The following is a 19,789-nucleotide window of genomic DNA, read 5'->3' as shown; positions in this document are numbered from 1 at the left end:
GCATCATCGCGGTGAACAAGAACGACACCGCGCCCATCTTTGAGATTGCCGATTACGGCATCTGCGGCGATCTGTTCAAGGTTGCACCCCTGCTGACCGACGCCGTTCGCGCCGCCAAGGCTGCGCAGTAAAAAAAACGCGAGGCAAATCCATCGCGCAATATACCACTGCGAGGAGGTCCCGCCGCTGGCTGCGGCAATCGGCGGGGCCTCTTCTCCCAAGTACGGCATCTCACCTGTTGCGATATAGCGTCGCTGCACTGAAATGCCGATTTGTATATCCAGCATTGTTAATTTTGTGTCAATTATGTGCGGAACAGTTTGTTTTTTGATAGACCTCCACATAAAAATATTGATTGGTGAAAGGGAGAGAATTGTATGAAACTTTCTCACGAAGAGGTCAAGCAGGTCATTCCTCACCGCGACCCGATGCTGCTGATAGACACGGTGGAGGAGCTGATTCCCGGCGAGCACATTGAAACCCGGTTTTATGTGGATCCGGCCCGGGAGATTTTTAAGGGGCATTTTCCCGGGGAGCCCGTGCTGCCCGGCGTTTACTCCGTGGAGTGCATGGCGCAGACCGCGGATATCCTGCTTTTGAAGATGGAGCGCTACGCAGGTAAAATCCCTTTGTTTTTGGGCATTAACAACGTGCGCTTTCTGAAAAAAATTTTGCCGGGAGATACCATTGAGATTCGCGCAAAGATGGCCTCCGAGCGGGCGGAAAAGGCCATCGCAACCTGCTCTGCGGAGATTTATAACCACGGCGAGCTGGCCGTAAGCGGAGACGTCACTCTGGCCATGCGCTGAAGGCCGCAGGACGCAGAGGAGACAACTATGAAAATTATTACCTCAGCCGAGGCTGCGGCGATGATTCTCTCCATACAAGATTTTTTAAAGGGACCGGGGGCATCTGCCTCCGGTCCTCTTTTTGTTTTCAAAGCTGTTTGATTAAAAATTTTTTAGCATAAAACCCACACCTGTGCACAGACTATTTGCGGCGAAAGCCAAAGGATCGCCGGTTGTGCCGACAATCTTGGCAAAACCGGCAGTCCTTCAACATTCTTTTCATCAGGAGGCTTTTTTATGATGAAGGACATGACCAACCACGGCAGCGAATGCACTGCCAACACCAGCATCAAGTGCACGGTCGACAACTGCGCTCATCACTGCCAGGACAAGCAGTACTGCGGGCTGAATGCCATCTCCGTGGGCACCCATGAGTCTAACCCCACCGAGAGCAAGTGCGTGGACTGCGAAAGCTTCAAGCTGAAGTAAGGCAGAGTTAAGTCAGCCGCTTGCGGTCCCATCCGCAAGCTTCCCGGAGGCGCCGCCTCCGGGAATACATAAGAAGCTGGGGAGTGTGGCAGGCATGAACGAGAAGTGGCGGGGGCGAGTCGCAGGCGCGGCGGCGGGGCTTGCAAACGGCCTGTTCGGCGGCGGCGGGGGAATGGTGTTTATCCCGGTGATGAGCAGGTCTTCCTTAAAAAAACAAACGTTGTATGCCACCTGTGTGGCGGTAATTTTCCCCATTTGCGCGGTGTCGGCGGCGGTGTATTTTCTGCGAGCGGAGCTGTCCTTGAAAACCGCTCTGCCGTATTTGCTGGGCGGCCTTGCAGGGGGCTTTATAGGGGGGCGGCTGTACGGAAAAATTTCCGCCAAGTGGCTTAAGCGGCTGTTTGCCGTTTTTCTTTTTTACGGAGCGGTGAGGTATCTGCTTTGAATTGGCTGCTGCCTTTTTTCTGCGGGCTGGGGGCCAGCATTCTCTCCGCTTGGGGCGTGGGTGGCGGAACACTTCTGTTGTTGGTAATGACGCTGTTTCTGGGTGTGGACCAGCGGACGGCGCAAGGCATCAATCTGCTGTTTTTTCTGCCCACTGCCGCAGCCGCGCTGGTGTTTCACTGGAAAAACGGATTTCTGGACAAGCCTACGCTTAAGCGTTCCATCCCATGGGCGGTCATCTTTGCCCTTGCGGGCGCTTGGGCCGCCACTGCGATGGATGTGGAGCTGTTGCGCAAGCCCTTCGGCATCTATCTGTTGGCTTCGGGCGTTTCGCTGCTGTGGCCCCGAAAAAAGAAACCGGAAGAACCGCCGGAAGACAATCCGGAGAAAAAGTCTTAGGTAAGACGGAACAGTCTTTTTTATGCCCGAGAGGATCGGAAATGTTTTTTTAATCAAACACCGCGCCGATAAACCACGCGGGGGAAAACGTTTTAGACGTTTTCCCCCGTTTCTGCGCCGATATGCGGCGTTTCATTTTTTTTAAATTCGCCTGCGTCGGAGAGGATTCCCATCGCCGCGCCGTTGACCAGGCGGTCCGCCTGCCGGACCAAATCCTCTCTGGGCAAAACCATGTCCTGATCGAACCACGTCTTGATCAGGCCGATCAGCCCGTACCCGATAAAGCTGATCAGAAAATCCATCTGCGCAGAAGACGCTGTGTGAAACTTTGCCCGCACAAGGCTCACGCCGTTGCGGTGAATCAGCTCTTGAAGCCTGTCGGTAAAATTGCTGGTAGAATTATTGGCAAACAGCGCCTCAAACTCCGGGCGATGCTTCACAATATAGTCCAAAATCGGCTTAAACACCGGGCGCAGAGAGCCGCCCGCCTCAAACTCCGCAATATGCTCGTCGATTAAAAGCTGGGCCTCTGCCAGCATGTCCGTTTCCACGCTTTGAAGCAACGCGGTGGTGTCCGGATAATGAAGATAAAACGTTCCCCGGTTCATATCCGCCCGCTCTGTTACATCCCGCACGGAGATGGCGGAAAACCTTTTTTCCAGCATCAGTTCCAGCAGTCCCTTTTTCAGCAGCTTTTGAGAGCGGCGCGACCGCCGATCCTCTCCTTTTTCCACTTTGTTCATGCCCCTTTCACATAAAAGTGAATCCGCAGCCCTTGGCCGCGAATCTCCCTACAAGCCCAAGCCGCCGCAGAAAACCTCGGCGGGGCCGAAAAAGCCGGCCGACTTTTGCCTGAAATACGCAGCGGTTCAATTATGGCCGCTTGCGGCTATTATATTTCAACTCTGTCTAAAAATCAACAAAAATATTTTAATGAAAAATTGTTGTTTATTTTTGCTTAAACCTATTGCTTTTTGAATAAGACCATACTATAATTCTCTCTGGTATAAAATTAACATAAATCCACTAAAGGACATATGTTCATAATTGAGAGGAGCATTTTTATGGTTTACAAATTCCCGCAGTTCACGCGCGCGCTTGCGCTGACGCTGGCGGCGGTGCTTCCGGCCACGCTGATTCCCGTGGGCGCAGCGGAAAAAATTGGCGACGGCGTGGCCCCTACTTACGACGAGGCCTATTACGCCACGCTGGATTACTACGGCAACCTGACTGAGGGCAGCGTAGTAAAAAGCTACGCCCTCAACGGTGCCACGGCCCTGACGGATTACGGTACTTACGACGAGGTGGTAAACCTGACCGACGGTACGGCCCCCACTGAGAAAGACAATGTCACTACCTTTGATTTCAGCAAGGCAGCCGCACCTTCTCACTTTTATTTTGAGGGAAAGACCACCGCACCGTTTGCCGCCCTGCCCTGGACCATCGCCCTGTCTTACACGCTGAACGGCGTCCCCACCAAGGCGGAGGATTTGGCGGGAAAAACCGGCGTGGTGAATATCAATCTCGACATTATTCCCAATGAAAATGCAAGCGACTACGCAAAAAACAACTATACGCTGGAGGCCATGGCCCTATTTAATCAGGACGATATTCTTTCCCTGAAAGCGAAGGGCGCACAGGTTCAACTGGTGGGCAATCTGCGCACGGTGCTGTTTCTGGCTCTGCCGGGAGAAGAGCAGCATTTTACCATTGAGGTTGGCTCCGACGATTTTTCCTTTGGCGGCATGACATTCATGATGCTCCCGGCCACGCTGTCGCAGTTGGATCAGATTGCAGAGCTGAGCGACCGCAAGGACGAGCTGGAGGATGACTACGAAAAGCTTAACAACAGTTTGGACACCACACTGGACGCTTTGAGCAGCATGACTGGCAGCCTTTATTCCAGCGCCAAGGGACTTGACGCACTGAACAAAGCCCGGGGAACCATCTCTGCCGGAAAAGGCTCTATCTACGACGGGATCGACACCTCCAAGCTGGACATGGAAAGCATCGCCACCCTGCTGGACCCTGTGGCAGAGCAGGTACAGGCCGCCAGCAAAACGCTGACGAAGTCAAAGGACATTTTGAAAACCATGAGCGACACGGCTGTTTCGCTGCGAACTGAGCTTTCAAAGACGAAAAACGCATTGAAAAATTTGGATGGCAACAGCGAGGATTTGAAATCTCTGGTATTTGAAATGAGACGGCTCAGCGGCAATCTGGACAGCTTGAGACTTGCTCTAAACAACGCAAGAGTAACCGTATCAACTCCATCAGTTCTTCAAAGCAACGCCCAACTGGCCAGCACTCTTTCCAGTGCCTATAACGCCGACACCTTAGAAAGCTTTATTCAATCCATATTAATTGCCGGCGGAACTGATCCGGAAACCGCCACGGCACAGGCTGGCCAATTAGCATATTTGGCCGGTCAACCCGATCTAGATTCCAGTGATGGAAACTACGCACCACAGCAGCAGGCCAAGACTCTGAAAGCCTTGATGGACACACATGGCGTGAGCTCAGGTAAGTCTCTTGAGAACTTTTATAAGCAGGCGCTAATTCTGCAAGGTACCAGCGAAGACAACGCCGAAGCCATGGCGGCTCTTCTGGCAAACGGAGAGGAAATCTCCAGTGATTTGATCAACACGACTTCTTCCATTAATTCTACTCTTACCGGCATTGCCGGTCCCACTGCCGACGTGGTGAGCAGACTGTCCTCCATCTGCGACAAGATGTTTGCGCTGACCAATCTCCTGGACGACGCGCAAGAGCTGGCCGAAGTTGGACAGTCCGCCACGGACAAGGCCGACACACTTCTCGTCAAGATTGGCGAGCTGGAAACGCTTTTAAGCTCCTACGAACCCAAGGCGCAGGAAAGCCTCAAAACCCTGGAGGATTTAAGCGTCACCGCCGCAGGCTCTATCCGCAACGCGGAAAAACTGATTTCGGACACGGAAGTTCTGGCCCGAACCTCCGGCGAGCAGTTGGATGCCGGAACCAAGCAGACGCTGGAGGGGCTGGCTGCCTCCCTGCGCCAGACTGCCGCCGCCCTTGCCACCAGCAAGGATATTAAATCCGCAAAGAACAGTCTGGACAGCATCATCACAGATACGTGGAACGAGCATACGGGCGATGTGGATAACCTGCTGAACATGGACAGCACCGCCCCAGCCCAGTCGCTGACTTCCGGCCAGAACCCAGCGCCCCAAAGTATTCAAATTCTGATCCGCTCTCAGGAGATCAAGGTTCCGGATGAGGACGAGGAGGAAACAGCGTCTACCGCCGCTGACAAGGGCAGCTTTGGAAGTCGCGTGGGCCAGATGTTCCATGACCTTTGGTCCTCAATCACCGGGATTTTTCACTGAGGGCCCGCCGGTATGAAAGAAGAAGGTGACCTCCTGTGATTGGAAAAATTGCACACGGGCTGACACGTCGGCCCAAGCTGGTGGCGCTTATCGCCGTATTGCTGCTGATTCCATCCGCAATCGGGTTTGCAGCAACCCGCGTCAACTACGATATTCTGTCCTACCTGCCCCAGAGTTCAGAGTCCTCTCAGGGGGAAAAGCTGCTGGAGGACCCGTTTAAAATGGCAGCCACCAGTATGTTGATCGTGGAGGATATGCCCGCCGGATACAGCAACCGGCTGATTCAGGAAATTCAGGATATTCCCGGCGTCAGCAACGCCATCTGGGTCAGCAGCATGGTGGGCATCCAGATTCCCACCGAGTTTATCCCCGCCAACCTGAGAGATATGTTTTTCTCTGGGGATGCCACGATGATGATGATTCAGTACGACCATCCCGGCGCCTCGGACGAGACGATGGAGGCCATTGATCAGGTGCGGTCGGTATGCAACAACAAGTGCTTTCTGGCGGGCTTTTCCGTGGTCATTAAGGATACCCGGGACCTGATGGACAGCGAGCTTCCGCTCTTCGTGGGCCTTGCGGTTCTTCTGGCGCTGGCAGCCATGTCACTGACGCTGGAATCCACGGTGCTGCCCTTTATATTTCTTGCCAGCATTGGGTTGGCTGTCATCTACAATTTCGGCTCCAACATTTTTTTGGGCCAGATTTCCTACCTTACCAAGGCCATCGCGGCCGTCTTGCAGCTTGGCGTTACCATGGACTATTCCATTTTTCTCTACCACCGCTACGAGGAAGAGCGGAGTAATTACGAAGATAAGCGCGACGCCATGGCAAAGGCCATTGTGTCCGCATTTACCTCTCTTTCCGGCAGCAGCCTGACCACCATTGCCGGCTTCTTGGCCCTGTGCTTTATGCGGCTGACACTGGGCCGGGATATTGGCATCGTCATGGCAAAGGGCGTGCTGTTGGGCATTGCCACGGTGATTTTGGTGCTGCCCTCTCTGGTGCTGTTGTTTGATAAGCAAATCGACCAGCACAAGCACAGAACGCTGATTCCCAGCTTTGATAAAATCAATGTCCACATTCTGAAGCACCGCTGGGTTTTCGTGGGCCTCACTCTTCTGATGTTCCTGCCCGCCGTTTATGCGCAGAACCACGCGGGTATCTACTACAAGCTGGATGAGTCCCTGCCGCAGGACCTTCCTTCCATTGTGGCCAATGAAAAGCTGAAGAGCGATTTCGACATGGGTACGTCTCACTTTGTGCTTTTGCGGGACGACATTTCCGCAACTGACATGAATCAACTGGAAAATGCTCTTGAGGACCTGCCTGGCATTACCTCGGTGCTGTCCTATCACTCTCTGTTGGGCGCTGGGATTCCGGAATTTTTTGTGCCTGACGAGGTGCGCACCATGCTCAAGCAGGACGGTTGGCAGATGATGATGGTAAACTCCAAATACGCCACTGCATCTCAGGAAGTATCCGACCAACTGGATGGGATGCGGGGAATTCTCAAGCAATACGACTCCGGCGCCCTGATTACCGGCGAAGCGGCCATGACCAATGATTTGATTGAAACTTCCGCCGTGGATTTTAACATTACCAACTACATCTCCATGGCCGCTATCTTTTTGATCGTTTTATTCGTGTTCCAGTCTCTCACCGTTCCGGTGGTTCTGGTGGGCACTATTGAGCTTGCCATCTTCATCAATCAGGGCGTGCCCTATTTTACCGGGACGGACATTCCCTTCATCGCCCCAACCATCATCGGCTGCGTGCAGCTTGGTGCCACGGTGGACTATGCCATTTTAATGACTACACGCCTTCAGGAAGAACTGCGCGCCGGGAAAAGCCGGGACGAGGCCATCCACATTGCCGCCACCTCCTCCGATCCCTCCATCATCACCAGCTCACTGGTGCTCTTCTGTGCCACGCTGGGCGTGTCCTTTGTCTCCAGTATCGACCTGATTGGGTCCATCTGCGTGATGCTGGCCCGGGGCGCGCTGATTTCTGCGATGGTCAGCATTTTTATCATGCCCTCCATTCTCAGTGTGTGCGAGCCGGTGTTCAATAAAACCAGCCGGTACTGGCGGACCGTGCCGCCGGTAAAGCCCTCCCGCGTTGCAAAGGCCCTGCAATCCGCCGCAAAAAAGCTTCCCATCGGAAAAAAAGCAGATGCAGACGGCGGCGAGAACTCCCATGCAGAAAACAAGCCCGTTTCTATCGGAGCATCTTCCCCGCAGACTGCGCCAATAAAGAGCATTCTCGAGAAGTCGGAGACCTCTTCCGGCGAAGCGCCTCGGAAAAAGAAGCATTTTGCCGGGTTTAAGCGCTCCCTTCCCCGCGGGAAAACAAAAGTTCCGGCCGCTTCCGGCAATAAGGCAGATTCCGAAGGCATGCCCCCTGACCCCTCGGATGCAAAAAAAGCCGGAGAAGAGACGCTTGCAAAAACACATTGAGTTGAATTTCGCACTTTTGCCTTGGAAAAAAGGAAGCTCCCATCCACGCTTATTGCGTGGATGGGAGCTTCCTTGGCGAATCCGATTCTCCTGCCATCGACAGACGCAATATTCAGCGTCCCTCTTCCGGGCCTTTCGCACAGAAGGGGTCTTAACAGATAATTTCCTCTCTGGTGCAGGCAGTATCCGAGCAATGGGTATACGCCTTGCCTCGCAGAAAAAAACAGGGCGGACAGTTTCGACTGTCCGCCCCTTCGTAGGAATTGATATTCGGTTCCCTTGGCGCTTCAATCGGCGGGCAGTTTCTCAAACGCCTCGTCCAGATGGAGGACGACCTCTAAATACTCCCCGTCCCGCCAAAGCTTCATAGGCAAGTCGTCGCCGATGCGGAACTGGCGGCGGACGTTCAACAGCATATGCCGCTCAGTCACGGCCTGCCCGCCTGCAGAAACAATTACGTCCCCACCTTTCACCCCGGCTCTGTCGGCAGCGGAGCCGATGCTCACGTCCTGCACCTCCACGCCCTGCGTTCCGTCGGGCAGAAGCTTGGGCATGTCGAGGATGGTGACGCCCAGCCGTGGTTCGGGAAGGACCTGCCCGCTCTCCAGAATGTCATTCACCATTTTCTGCACCGACCGCATGGGCAAGGCAAAGCCCAGCCCTTCCACATTTGAGGTAAAGGACATCATCTTGATGGTGTTCACGCCCACCACCTGTCCGTATGCGTTGATGAGTGGGCCGCCGGAGTTTCCTTCGTTCAAAGCCGCATTGGTCTGGATCAGCGTCATGGTGCGGCCCGAAACGTCCACATCCCGGTTGATGGCGGAGACAATGCCGTCCGTCAGCGTTCCCCGCAGCTCCACGCCCAGAGGATTTCCGATGGCGTATACCGTGTCGCCCACCGTCAGCGCGTCGGAATCTCCCATCTCTGCCGCAGGCAGGCCCGTGGCTTCCAGCTTTAAAACCGCCACGTCGTTTCCGCTGTCTCCACCCACATAGAGGGCCTCATAGGTCCTGCCGGAGGCCAGCGTCACACTGCAATCGTGGCTTCCCGCCACCACATGATAGTTGGTGAGTACATACCCGTCCTCCCGGAAAATCATGCCGGTTCCCACCGACGCGCCCCGGTCCAACTGGGCAATCACCGTCACCACCGCCGGGTTCACCCTGCGGTAAATCTCCTGAATGGTCAGCGCACCGCCCTTGGCGGCGGCCAACTCCATCACTGCGCCCTGGCCGTATGGATAGGTCTCAATGGAAACCTCCTCTTGATCCCAGTCCTCGTTTTGCAGGTATTCCTCCCCCGAAGAAGAGGGATTGAAGTAAAAAAAGCCGCCGTTCAAAAAGAACGCGCCCACAGCCAAGCCTCCCGCAACGGCAAGGCAGACCAGAAAAATCCACAGCCCACGTTTTCCCCGGCCCCGTCTTTGAGAAACCGCCGGGGCCGAAACCGGTCCAACCACAGGGATGATATTCACTGAAGCAGGTGGCTCCGCCCGGCCCGGCAGCCGCCGGGGCTGGACATAAACCTCCACCACCTCCCGGGGGCAGGGCAGGGGCGGATAGTATTCCACCACCTCCCGGGGGTCAGCCCCGCTCCCGTCTGGCACAGGGGCCTGCCCGTCAAGGGGCTCAATTTTTAAATACTGGTCGTTCATCTGCGCCTCGTTATTCCGCGGTCAGGGAGAACGAAAACTCGGTGACACCGTTCTCGCTGGTCACATTGATTTTTTCCCGGTGCTGCTCCAAAATGGTTTTAACAATATAAAGTCCCAGCCCCACGCCGGTCTTATCCTCGCTGCGGGATTTGTCGCTCTTGTGGAACCGCTCGAACAAAAGCGGCAGCTCCTCGGGCGGAATGGTGTCTCCCTCGTTGCGCACGACGACACGGGCCTTGCCGTCCCGCCGTGCAACGCCCAGATACAGCACGGAGCCGGGCGTTGCGAATTTCGCCGCGTTTTCCAACAGATTGTAAATGACCTGAGTGATCATGTCGTTGTCCCCCAGAACCAAAATTGGCTCCTCCGGGATGTCCGCGTCCACGTCCAGCCCACGGTCGGTAATTTTCTTTTCCATGGAAATCAGCACCCGGCGCATACTTTCGCAAAGGTCGAAGTGAGCCCCGCTTTTCATGGGGTCGATGGCCTGAAGCTGGCTCACGTCCAGCATCCGCCGGACCATGCGGCTCAGACGGCGGCTCTCCTCCGCAATAATTTGCAGGTATTGCTTTTCACTTTCATAGGGGATGGTCCCGTCCAGAATACCATCGGTATACCCGGCGATGGTGGTCATGGGGGTTTTCAGCTCGTGAGAGATATTGGCGACAAACTCTCTGCGCTTGCGCTCTGTTTGCAGCAGCGTCTCGGCCATGTTGTTAAAGGAAACCGCCAGTTCGCCGATTTCATCGTTTCGTTCCGTGTCCCGCATGCGGATGTCAAACTCCCCGTCGGCAAACCGCCGGGTGGCGGCCACCATCTCCCGGATGGGCCGAACCTGCCGCATGGCAGTGACGGAGGAAGCCATAAACGCCACCATCAGCACCACGCAGGAGGTCATGACAAACAGGCCGATAAACCCCTGCCACATTTTGTCCAGAGCAGAGTGAAGCACGGACACGGCAAACACCACGCCCACCTGTTTTCCCGCCGCGTCTGCCACCGGAATCCCCACCAAAAGGTGCTTTTCCGTGTACACACCATTCAAATTGGAGCGCCCGGAGCTGGCGCCCTGCGTCAGGGTCTTGTCCATCAGCTTCTGAGGAATGGTGACAGACAGCCCGTCCAGTCCCGGGTCAGTGGAAAGCAGGGCCCGGCCCTGCGTGTCACAGACAAGAAAATTCAAGTCGGATATGGACGCGGCAAAGCCCGCCAGCGTCAAAAGCTCCGTTTCGCTTGAAAAGCCGCCGCTGCTCAGATAGCCGGCGGACAGACGGGCCACCACGTCCGCACGGGTTTCCATATCGTTGATCCGCTGCTGGCGGAGGAAGTTATAGCCCAGCGCAGAGTAGGATGCCCCCAGCAGCGCCAGCGTCAGAAGGACGGTACCCATGGTCAAAAGCATCTGCCGCCAATACAGCCCCGGAAAGCGCTCGCCCAACCGTTTCATGCCTTCTCCGTCTGCTTCGCCGCGCCCATCACCTCAAACTTATAGCCCACGCCCCACACGGTTTTCAGCGCCCACTGGTCGGACACGTCCTCCACCTTTTCCCGCAGGCGCTTGATATGCACGTCCACGGTCCGGCTGTCTCCGAAATAGTCGAAGCCCCACACCTCGTCCAGCAATTGGTTGCGGGTATACACCCGGTTGGGCGTGGCGGCCAGATGGTACAACAGCTCCAGCTCCTTGGGCGGCGTGTCCACTTTTTTGCCATCCACAATCAGCTCGTAGGAATCCAGATTCACCACCAGCTTGTCAAAGGTCAGCTTTTTCGACGTGTCGTTGGGAATCTCCGTTCGGCGGAGCACCGCGTTAATTCTCGCCAGAAGCTCTTTCATTTCAAAGGGCTTGACAATATAGTCGTCCGCCCCCATCTCCAAACCCTGAATGCGGTCGAACACCTCGCTCTTGGCGGTCAGCATAATGATGGGAACCTTGCTGGTCTCCCGGATTTTCGCGCACACGGCCCAGCCGTCCATCACCGGCAGCATAATGTCCAGCAGAATCAGATCGGGCGCCTGCTTCTGGAATTCCTCCACTGCCCTGCCGCCGTCTGCGGCGATGCGGACGTCAAAGCCCTCCTTCACAAGATACATGTGGATCAGGTCGGAGATGTTGTGATCGTCCTCCACAACCAGAATGTTTCGCGCCATAGTCCTGCCTCCGTACTTTTTTAAAATGGGGGTGTCTCCCCCGCTCTATATTGTCCATTATATACGCTTTGGTTCTCAGATGTTGAATTTTTTGTAAAACACACGCTTAAAAGGCCGTTTCCGTCATGGCGGGCAGCCGGTCCCCCTCCTCTGCGGCGGAAATGAGAAACACCCGCAGAGCCCCGGCGGTCACGTCGCTCCCCAGCCACACGGACACAGGGCCCCGCCGTTTTCCAATTTGATTCAGAAGCGTGTTCGCCGCGCCGGAAGATCCAAGGCCGTATTGCGCACGGTCAATGCTGGGACTCAGCGGACAGTAACCCGCCGCCCGGAGCGCGGCTGCGTCCCCCGCCGCCCCATAGACCAGCCGGGTTTTCATCCCCGCCTCGGCAAACAATGTCCGGTTCATGGTGTCCAACCGCTCCGCCGCGCCCCCTCCGAATCCGGGGATCAGGCCCACGGCACTGCCGGAGGCCGCGATGCGCCGAAGCTGATCCCCGCTGCGGGAAAGGGCCTCCTCCGTAAAATAAAATGCAGCGTGAACGCCCCGGCTCTCCAGCGCGTCCAGCCACGCGGTCACAGTCTCCCCTTCCTCCGCCAGAAAGCAGAGGTAAATCGACTTTCCGGAAGAAGCGGGGTCCTCGACCTCGGAGTCTCCTGTCTCCCCTGTGTTAATGTCCGCTGGGTCGGCAGTGTTTTTCTTTTGATACTGCTGGTATTTCGCGTCCAACTGGTAGGAAGCGGTATCCGTAAACATGCTGTCTGGCAGAACGGCGGCGGCGCTTTTCACTCGGATCAGGTATCCATGGTTGACCGGCGTATTGCTGTATGCGCGGTCGAAATAGGATGCCACGGGCGAAGCCGCCACAAAAGTCACTCCGCCACGAGTCACACACACATGGTCATACAGCTCCCCCTGTCCGGTGGTGCCGGAGCCGGTAGAAACGTCGAACACCAAAGACCGGCTGGAGTCGTACAGCACCAGCGTCTGGGTGACAACATTATAGGAATAGTTCACGCCGGATTCCCGGAACACCGTGGCGGCCACGTACAGATATCCACCGAACCAGAAGGGCATGGTGGAATCCTTCAAATCCAGAACCCGCTCGTCCACGGCGGTAAAATAGACCGAATCCTCCGCCGAAACAGGGGGACAGAGGGTTCCCATCAGAACCAGCGCCAGCACTGCGGCGGCAAATCTCTTTTTCACGCGACCACCCCCCTCCCTTTCCATCTTCTCACGGCGGTTTTTCTCTATTTTAGCACGCTTTCGGCGGTTTTGTAAAGCATTCCCGCGCTAAGAGACACAGGCCCTTCCCCGCAAATCCAATCTTGCGCTTTGCTCCGGAAGGCAGTATAATGAGGCATGACAGCCGCCCCCGTTTTTTCCATTGCGACGGGTCGGCGTTTAGATTTGACGGTCCTTCCGCCCAGCGGGCGGAGACCGATAAGGAGTTCGCCGTACCCATGGTTAAAAAACGCCGTCGCCGCCGTATTTCTCCGCTTCAGCGCCGCCTGTTGGGGCTTGTGGTCATTCTGTCCGTTTTTGTGGGGCTGACCCTGACCTACAAGGCCATCGTCCGCCCGCCCCAGCTGGAGGATGAGAACGGCGCGGGCCTTCCCGCCTCGTCTCAGACCTTCTCCTCTGCGGAGCAGGCTTTGCAGGATGCCGACCAGCTGGCTCTGGCGGCAAAGGCCGCCCACTCGGCCCGAAAGCCCGATTTTTACACGATTCTCGTCTCCGGCGTGGACGACGGAAATGGCGGCAGCGACACCAACATTCTGGTGGCGGTGGACGCCGGAGCCGGTCGGATTTACGGCGTGAACATCCCTCGAGACACCAAAAGCCGCATCAACGGCAAGAACTATAAATTCAACGCCGCCTACAACATCGGCGGCATGGAACAGGCGGCGGAAACCCTGTCCGGTCAGTTGGGAATTCCGGTGGACTACACCGTGGAGGTCAGCCTGAAGGCCTTTTCCGCGCTGGTGGACGCCATCGGCGGCGTGGATTTCAACATTCCCGTGGACATGGACTATGACGACCCGATTCAAAACCTGTCCATTCATTTCTCCGCCGGGACGCGTCACTTAACCGGCGCGGAAGCACTGAAGGTGGTCCGTTTTCGCCACAACAATGACGGCACCGGCTACGGCAGCGAGGACATTGGCCGGATGAAAACCCAGCAGGATTTTTTAAAGACCGTGGCGAAGCAGACTCTGCGGCCCGCCAACCTGACGAAGGTTTCCCAGTTTGCAAAGATTTTTCAGCAGTACGTGAAAACCGATCTGGAATTGGGCGAGCTTGCCTGGCTGGGGCAGGAGGCATTTTCCATGGGTGCGGACAACGTGAATTTTTCCACCCTGCCCGGAGAGTGGCATTCTCCCTATATTTATCTGAAAGCGGACGAAGTGCTGCTCATTGTCAACGAATATCTTAACCCCTATGTGGAAGATCGGGTGTTGGCGGATCTGAACATTTTGTCCTGAGCGCGGCTGCGTGATGAAAGAAGAAGAGGAGACCCTATGATATATCTGAAGCTGCGCCTGCCGGGGCTGCTGCTGGCGCTTGTTCTGGCAGTTGGCCTGTGCGTTCCCGCAGCGGCGGCTGAAAACTCGGCGGATAATTTTGTCCGCGCGAAAACCTATGCCGGCGAATTTTCCGACGTAACTCCCGCCTCGGTTTTCTACGGCAACGTAGCGGCCCTGTACGAATACGGTTTGTCGGTTGGCAAGAGCGACGGCACTTTCGGCCCGAAGGACGGCATGACCGTGGGACAGATTGTGATTTTCGCGGGCCGCATTCGCAGCCTGTACGCCACAGGGGACGCCGAATCCGGCGCCGCCGCCTTCCGAACTGAGGGCCAGTCGGCCTATGAGCCGTATCTCGCGTATCTTCAAAGCGTGGGCGCGCTTGCCTCGGAACTGGACGGGCTTTATAAAGGCCCTGCCACCCGGGCCCAGACGGCCCATGTGCTGGCGGCGGCTCTCCCGGCGGAGACGCTTCCCGCCATCAACGACGAGCTGGTGACAAGAGCTTACGCCTCCCGTCAGTTTATCACGGACGTGACGGAGTATACGCCCTATTACAACGATATTCTGACGCTTTACAAAGCCGGCGTGTCCGCCGGGTCCGACAGCGCGGGAACCTTCGGCCCTGAAAACGCGGTGACCCGCGGAGCGGCGGCGGCCATGCTGACCCGGATGGTGGACCCCGCTTTGCGTTTGACGCCCGCGTGGACCATTCTGGAGGTCCCGGAGGCCCCGGATTACAGCGTGGCGGGCACCTCTTGGGGAGATTTGGTCACCTCCAGCGTCACCTATTTCCCCGCACCCTCCACGCAGGAGCAGATTGCTTCCAGCGTGGCCTACATGCTCTCTCAGGAGACGAACGTGCTGGAGCTGAATTACGGCACATACATTACCTCCGCACAGGCGGGCGACGTGATGAACAAAGCGTTGGCCGTCGTCAAGTCTTACTGCGAGCAAATGTACAATTCCGTGGAGTGCACCTACGAAACAATTACCGGCCGGGTGACGCTGACCTTTTCCGCCGTGGCGGCGGGGGCAAACCTTCCCGCCTACCGGGACTACACCCTTCAAGCCGCCATCGCCCTGCACGACCGGTTGTGGTCCGAAGGCGCGATCACCGCAACCATGACCCAGATGGAAAAAGCCAGTGTTTACTTCAAGTGGATTTGTGACAACTGTGTTTACGACACTGCCGCCGGGCCCGACTCCCTTTCTCACATCGGTTATACCCTCTTCCGCCACGGAACGGCTGTGTGCGACGGATACTCCGGGGCCTATAACCTTCTTTTAAAGTTGGAGGGCATCGACTGCTACGCCCTGTCCAACCCCGACCACATCTGGACGGTGGCCACTTTGGACGGCACGTCCTATCACATTGATACCACATGGGGCGACAGCACAAACGGCGTGGATTACCGCTATTTTGCCATGACCGAGGCGCAGTCCCGCAGCTTCCATCCATGGTAAGTGCATCACCAAAGCCGCGCTGGAGAACATTCTCCGGCGCGGCTGATTTTTTAAAGGTTCGGTTTCTCAGGCTCTTTTCGATTTTTTATAACAGATCGGTTTTCTTCAAAGAGGCCGCCTTCCCTCTTCCAGTTTGCGTAGCTGGCGCAAAAATTCCTCCGGCAGCGGGCAGGTAAGCTCCACCGGCTGCCCCGTCCGGGGATGGAGAAACCGAAGTCCTGCCGCGTGGAGGCACTGGCCTTGCAATCCCGGGACGGGCTTTTTCGCGCCGTACACCGTGTCTCCCAGAATGGGGTGGCCCAAATGCGCCATGTGGACGCGAATCTGGTGGGTGCGCCCTGTCTCTAAATGACAGCGCACATGGGTGAAGCCGGGGTAGCGTGCGATGACCTCCCAATGGGTCACGGCCCGGCGGCCCCCTTGCACCACCGCCTGCTTTTTTCGGTCAGCGGGAGAGCGGCCAAGGGGCGCGTCCACCGTGCCGGAATCCTCCCTGAGATTTCCCACCACGATACACTCGTAGGTCCGGGCCAGCGTATGGTCCTGAAGCTGGGCAGATAGCCGACCGTGGGCAAAATCGTTTTTCGCGGCGATGATGAGGCCCGAAGTATCCTTGTCGATGCGGTGGACAATGCCGGGGCGCAGCACCCCGCCCACGCCGGAAAGCGACTCGCCGCACCGGTTCAGCAGTGCGTTCACCAGCGTGCCGCCGGGGTGACCCGGAGCGGGGTGGACCACCAGTCCCCGGGGCTTGTTCACAACGATCACGTCCCCGTCCTCATACACCACGTCCAGCGGAATATCCTCCGGCAACGCTTCGGATGCCTCCGGCGGGGGCAGCTCCACCGTCACCGTCTCCCCGCCGGCAAGACGCAGGCTCTTGGAGGCTTTTTTCCCGTCCACCAGCACTTTGCCCTCCCCGATCAGCCGCGCGGCGGCAGAGCGGGTCAGTCCGGGTCCCCGTTCGGCCAGAAACGCATCCAGCCGCGCCGCGTCCTCAGGACTTGCTCTCAGCGTCAGCGTTTCCATCGGCGTTTTCCTTCCCATCGTATTTCTCATAGAACCACAGGTAGTATACCGCCCCCAGAATCGCCCCGGACACAATGCAGATGTCCGCCACGTTGAACACGGGGTAGTGCACAAACTGGAAGTTGAACATATCCACCACATACCCCAGCCGCGCCCGGTCGAGAATATTGCCAAGGCCCCCGGAGATAATCAGCGTGGCCGCGGCCAGCCCCAGCGGATGGCGAACCAGTTTTTTCGCCACGGCAAAGATGACTGCCAGCACAATGGCCCCCGTCAGCGCCAGCAGCAGCCACCGCATCCCGGAAAAGCTGGACCAGGCCGCGCCGTAGTTATGAATCCGCAGCAACTCCAGAAAGCCAGGAAACAGCGGCGCGGACGCGCCCAGCTCCAGATGGACCGTCACCCAATACTTGACCCACTGGTCCACAGCCAAAAGCCCTGCGCCGGCGATAAGATAGAGCATAAAAGACCTCCCTGCGCGGTATGCGCCGATTCTCTGAAAGATTTATGCCCTATCCTACCCCATTTGGGGAAAAAAAGCAACTTCCCCATGGGCGCGTTTTGCCGGGGCGCGGGTCACCGCCCCCGGGGAAATCCGGCTTGTGCTTTTTTTTGTTTTGTGATAAGCTAACGTGGATAAATTATCGACATTTTCAGGTTTTGGAGGATTTACCCTTGGAACGCAAAAACGTGACCATTGCCCCAGAGGAGATTGCGCGCCAGCGGGGCTTTACGGAATTGATTCATACCATGCTCTTATCGCGGGAAAGCGGTCCCGCCGCCTGCGTGGACACCTTCGGCTGCCAGCAGAACGTGGCCGACGGGGAAAAGCTGATGGGCATGCTGAAGGAGATGGGCTTTTCCCTCACGCAGGAGCCAAAGGAGGCCGACGTGGTGATTCTCAACACCTGCGCCATCCGGGAGCACGCGGAGCAGCGGGTGTTTGGCAACCTCGGCGCCCTGACCCACACGAAGAAGGCAAATCCCCACCAGATTATCTGCCTGTGCGGCTGCATGGCGCAGGAAGAGCGGGTGGGCAAGCGGGTGAAGGAATCCTACCGCCATGTGGATTTGGTGTTCGGCCCTCACGCGCTGTGGAAATTCCCGGAGCTTTTGTGGCAGGTATACGAGTCCCACGGGCGAGTGTTCGCCGTGGAGGACGAAGTCGGCAGCATTGCAGAGGGGCTTCCCACCCTCCGTCAGGAGGGGGCCAAGGCCTGGGTTTCCATTATGTACGGGTGCAACAATTTCTGTTCGTACTGCATCGTGCCCTACGTCCGCGGCCGGGAGCGCAGCCGCAGCCGGGACGCGGTTTTGGCGGAAGTACGGGAGCTGGTGGAGGCCGGGTACAAGGAGATTACCCTTCTTGGCCAGAACGTAAATTCCTACGGAAACGACCTTGGCGGCGGATACGACTTTGCAGACCTGCTCTCCGACATCGACCAGATTCCCGGAGACTATCTCATCCGCTTCATGTCCAGCCATCCCAAGGACGCGACCCACAAGCTGTTTGACGTCATGGCCCGGTGTTCCCATGTTTCAAAGCAGCTCCACCTTCCCTTCCAGTCCGGCAACAACCGTGTTCTGAAAGAAATGAACCGGCGGTACACCCGGGAGCAGTATCTGGAGGAAATTAACTACGCAAAGGCGAAAATGCCCAATCTGGTGCTCACCAGCGACGTGATTATTGGCTTTCCCGGGGAGACTGAGGCGGAGGCTATGCAAACCGTGTCTCTGGTGGAGGACGTGGGCTTTGACGCACTGTTCACCTTTATTTACAGTCCTCGCCCCGGCACGAAAGCGGCGGAGCTGCCCGACCCGGTGCCCCGCAGCGAAAAGCAGAAGTGGTTTGATCGGCTGCTGGAGGTGCAAAACGCCAAGTCCGCCGCCGCCCACGCCGCCTATGTAGGGAAAACCCTGCGCGTTTTGGTGGACGGGGAAAGCGAAGACGCCGACTGGCCCCTTTCCTCCCGTACGGAGGGGAACCGTCTGGTGCGCGTCAAGGGAGACAAATCTCTTATCGGGACCTTTGCGGACGTAAAAATTACCGACAGCAATACCTGGGCGCTGTACGGAGAGGCAGTTACAGTCTAAATTTTCTCGGCGGCTTTTTGCCGCGGGGTTTTTGAAAGGAGCGAATCTCATGAAGATTACAACCTTGCTTGAAAACACCTCCTGCCGCGCCGACGTGGTTCACGCCCACGGACTGAGCCAGTATGTGGAGACGAAAACCCACAAAATCCTCTTTGATATGGGTCCCGGCCCCGCCGTACTGGATAACGCCCGCGCTCTGGGCGTGGATTTGGCTTTAGTGGACACCGCTGTGCTCTCCCACGCCCACGACGACCATTCCGGGGGGCTTGCCCCGTTTCTTTCCGTCAACAAAACCGCGCGGGTTTATCTCAGTCGCGCAGCCATGGGCGACTATTACGCAATGGGTAAAAACGGCGTTCCGGAGTTTATCGGGATGCCGGAGGAGGTCCGCCCCTTTGAGGACCGGCTGACGCTTACCGGGGACGCGCTGACAATTGACGACACGCTGCGGCTTTTTTCCGACATTAAAACCGCTGATTACCGTTCCCATGCCAACGATAAGCTTAAGGAAAAGCAAGGCGAGGACTACCCTATGGACGAGTTTCGCCACGAGCAGAACCTTCTGATTTACGAGGACGGCAAGGCCGTTTTGCTTGCGGGCTGCTCCCACCGGGGCATCGTCAACATCCTGCGCCGGGCGGAAGAGCTTTTGGGCCGGTCGCCGGACGCTGTATTTGCCGGGTTCCATTTGTACAGTCCCGGAACCGGCGAGACAGAGCCGAGGGAGCTGGTGGAAGCCGTGGGCCGGGAGCTTTTGGCCCGGGAGCTTACGGTTTATTACACCGGCCATTGCACCGGGCAGGACGCGTTTGCCATTTTGAAAGAGCAGTTGGGGGACCGGCTTCACTATATGACCGGCGGCAGCACCGTGGAAATCTGACACTTTCAGCACCATAACGGAGATCTTTTACATA

The 19,789-nt window shown here is 56.9% G+C and carries 17 protein-coding genes and 1 pseudogene; 11 read left to right on the top strand and 7 right to left on the bottom strand.

Features of this window, described 5'->3' with window-relative positions; genetic code table 11:
• The 5 genes and pseudogenes from RTU96_RS05200 to RTU96_RS05180 all read left to right on the top strand — a co-directional run.
• Positions 1–131 (top strand): annotated as a pseudogene (locus RTU96_RS05200) (electron transfer flavoprotein subunit alpha/FixB family protein); the annotation flags it as partial.
• A 246-nt stretch (positions 132–377) separates the two neighbouring features.
• The gene (gene fabZ, locus RTU96_RS05195; protein WP_312635348.1) at positions 378–809 is read left to right on the top strand and encodes a 3-hydroxyacyl-ACP dehydratase FabZ; all 432 of its coding nucleotides are present in this window, start codon (positions 378–380) and stop codon (positions 807–809) included.
• 276 nt (positions 810–1,085) lie between these two features.
• On the top strand, positions 1,086–1,277 hold the full coding sequence (locus tag RTU96_RS05190; protein ID WP_312635346.1) for a DUF1540 domain-containing protein: 192 nt from the start codon (positions 1,086–1,088) through the stop codon (positions 1,275–1,277).
• 94 nt (positions 1,278–1,371) lie between these two features.
• On the top strand, positions 1,372–1,722 hold the full coding sequence (locus RTU96_RS05185; RefSeq protein ID WP_312635345.1) for a TSUP family transporter: 351 nt from the start codon (positions 1,372–1,374) through the stop codon (positions 1,720–1,722).
• A complete protein-coding gene (locus RTU96_RS05180) occupies positions 1,719–2,120 on the top strand; it encodes a sulfite exporter TauE/SafE family protein (protein ID WP_312635343.1) in 402 nt (133 codons plus the stop codon). Before RTU96_RS05185 ends, RTU96_RS05180 begins: the two co-directional genes overlap by 4 nt.
• Positions 2,121–2,212: 92 nt before the next feature.
• Here RTU96_RS05180 and RTU96_RS05175 read toward each other — a convergent pair whose 3' ends face one another.
• Positions 2,213–2,863, bottom strand: a complete 651-nt coding sequence (locus RTU96_RS05175; protein ID WP_312635342.1) for a TetR/AcrR family transcriptional regulator — start codon at positions 2,861–2,863, stop codon at positions 2,213–2,215.
• Between the two features lie 321 nt (positions 2,864–3,184).
• On the opposite strand from RTU96_RS05175, the gene RTU96_RS05170 reads away from it, so the two are divergent.
• Positions 3,185–5,485, top strand: a complete 2,301-nt coding sequence (locus RTU96_RS05170; RefSeq protein ID WP_312635341.1) for a hypothetical protein — start codon at positions 3,185–3,187, stop codon at positions 5,483–5,485.
• A 35-nt stretch (positions 5,486–5,520) separates the two neighbouring features.
• Complete coding sequence (locus RTU96_RS05165) at positions 5,521–7,944, top strand: MMPL family transporter (protein ID WP_312635339.1); 2,424 nt, start codon at positions 5,521–5,523, stop codon at positions 7,942–7,944.
• Between the two features lie 287 nt (positions 7,945–8,231).
• On the opposite strand, the gene RTU96_RS05160 is transcribed toward RTU96_RS05165, so the two are convergent.
• From RTU96_RS05160 to RTU96_RS05145, 4 genes are all read right to left on the bottom strand, one after another.
• Positions 8,232–9,602 (bottom strand): trypsin-like peptidase domain-containing protein, encoded by a 1,371-nt coding sequence (locus RTU96_RS05160; RefSeq protein WP_312635337.1) that lies wholly within the window; start codon positions 9,600–9,602, stop codon positions 8,232–8,234.
• Between the two features lie 10 nt (positions 9,603–9,612).
• Positions 9,613–11,049 (bottom strand): HAMP domain-containing sensor histidine kinase, encoded by a 1,437-nt coding sequence (locus RTU96_RS05155; RefSeq protein WP_294855490.1) that lies wholly within the window; start codon positions 11,047–11,049, stop codon positions 9,613–9,615.
• On the bottom strand, positions 11,046–11,753 hold the full coding sequence (locus RTU96_RS05150) for a response regulator transcription factor (RefSeq protein WP_294855489.1): 708 nt from the start codon (positions 11,751–11,753) through the stop codon (positions 11,046–11,048). Before RTU96_RS05150 ends, RTU96_RS05155 begins: the two co-directional genes overlap by 4 nt.
• Positions 11,754–11,859: 106 nt before the next feature.
• Positions 11,860–12,963, bottom strand: a complete 1,104-nt coding sequence (locus tag RTU96_RS05145) for a polysaccharide deacetylase family protein (protein ID WP_312635335.1) — start codon at positions 12,961–12,963, stop codon at positions 11,860–11,862.
• 257 nt (positions 12,964–13,220) lie between these two features.
• Between RTU96_RS05145 and RTU96_RS05140 the strand changes: the two genes are divergently transcribed.
• Positions 13,221–14,243 carry an LCP family protein gene (locus tag RTU96_RS05140; RefSeq protein ID WP_312635334.1) on the top strand — a complete coding sequence of 341 codons (1,023 nt, stop codon included), beginning with the start codon at positions 13,221–13,223 and terminating at the stop codon, positions 14,241–14,243.
• Between the two features lie 36 nt (positions 14,244–14,279).
• A complete protein-coding gene (locus tag RTU96_RS05135; protein WP_312635333.1) occupies positions 14,280–15,752 on the top strand; it encodes an S-layer homology domain-containing protein in 1,473 nt (490 codons plus the stop codon).
• A 105-nt stretch (positions 15,753–15,857) separates the two neighbouring features.
• Here RTU96_RS05135 and RTU96_RS05130 read toward each other — a convergent pair whose 3' ends face one another.
• On the bottom strand, positions 15,858–16,781 hold the full coding sequence (locus RTU96_RS05130; RefSeq protein WP_312635332.1) for an RluA family pseudouridine synthase: 924 nt from the start codon (positions 16,779–16,781) through the stop codon (positions 15,858–15,860).
• Positions 16,750–17,244, bottom strand: a complete 495-nt coding sequence (gene lspA, locus RTU96_RS05125) for a signal peptidase II (RefSeq protein ID WP_312635331.1) — start codon at positions 17,242–17,244, stop codon at positions 16,750–16,752. The genes RTU96_RS05130 and lspA overlap by 32 nt, the downstream gene beginning before the upstream one ends.
• A 212-nt stretch (positions 17,245–17,456) precedes the next feature.
• Between lspA and miaB the strand changes: the two genes are divergently transcribed.
• The gene (gene miaB, locus RTU96_RS05120) at positions 17,457–18,875 is read left to right on the top strand and encodes a tRNA (N6-isopentenyl adenosine(37)-C2)-methylthiotransferase MiaB (protein WP_312635330.1); all 1,419 of its coding nucleotides are present in this window, start codon (positions 17,457–17,459) and stop codon (positions 18,873–18,875) included.
• Positions 18,876–18,924: 49 nt separating this feature from the next.
• On the top strand, positions 18,925–19,755 hold the full coding sequence (locus tag RTU96_RS05115; RefSeq protein WP_312635329.1) for an MBL fold metallo-hydrolase: 831 nt from the start codon (positions 18,925–18,927) through the stop codon (positions 19,753–19,755).
• Positions 19,756–19,789 lie beyond the last annotated feature (34 nt).

It is taken from the genome of Oscillibacter sp. (assembly GCF_032018205.1).
In the GTDB taxonomy this organism is placed as follows: Bacteria; Bacillota; Clostridia; order Oscillospirales; family Oscillospiraceae; genus Oscillibacter.
This window is presented reverse-complemented; position numbering and strand designations above follow the sequence as displayed.

Excerpts from the sequence above, each read along its gene's own strand:
- RTU96_RS05150 (WP_294855489.1), bottom strand. The coding sequence starts at position 11,753 with ATGGCGCGAAACATTCTGGTTGTGGAGGACGATCACAACATCTCCGAC.
- RTU96_RS05175 (WP_312635342.1), bottom strand. The coding sequence starts at position 2,863 with ATGAACAAAGTGGAAAAAGGAGAGGATCGGCGGTCGCGCCGCTCTCAA.
- RTU96_RS05130 (WP_312635332.1), bottom strand. The coding sequence starts at position 16,781 with ATGGAAACGCTGACGCTGAGAGCAAGTCCTGAGGACGCGGCGCGGCTG.
- RTU96_RS05160 (WP_312635337.1), bottom strand. The coding sequence starts at position 9,602 with ATGAACGACCAGTATTTAAAAATTGAGCCCCTTGACGGGCAGGCCCCT.
- RTU96_RS05135 (WP_312635333.1), top strand. The coding sequence starts at position 14,280 with ATGATATATCTGAAGCTGCGCCTGCCGGGGCTGCTGCTGGCGCTTGTT.
- RTU96_RS05170 (WP_312635341.1), top strand. The coding sequence starts at position 3,185 with ATGGTTTACAAATTCCCGCAGTTCACGCGCGCGCTTGCGCTGACGCTG.
- fabZ (WP_312635348.1), top strand. The coding sequence starts at position 378 with ATGAAACTTTCTCACGAAGAGGTCAAGCAGGTCATTCCTCACCGCGAC.
- RTU96_RS05155 (WP_294855490.1), bottom strand. The coding sequence starts at position 11,049 with ATGAAACGGTTGGGCGAGCGCTTTCCGGGGCTGTATTGGCGGCAGATG.
- RTU96_RS05185 (WP_312635345.1), top strand. The coding sequence starts at position 1,372 with ATGAACGAGAAGTGGCGGGGGCGAGTCGCAGGCGCGGCGGCGGGGCTT.
- lspA (WP_312635331.1), bottom strand. The coding sequence starts at position 17,244 with ATGCTCTATCTTATCGCCGGCGCAGGGCTTTTGGCTGTGGACCAGTGG.
- RTU96_RS05140 (WP_312635334.1), top strand. The coding sequence starts at position 13,221 with ATGGTTAAAAAACGCCGTCGCCGCCGTATTTCTCCGCTTCAGCGCCGC.
- RTU96_RS05190 (WP_312635346.1), top strand. The coding sequence starts at position 1,086 with ATGATGAAGGACATGACCAACCACGGCAGCGAATGCACTGCCAACACC.
- RTU96_RS05115 (WP_312635329.1), top strand. The coding sequence starts at position 18,925 with ATGAAGATTACAACCTTGCTTGAAAACACCTCCTGCCGCGCCGACGTG.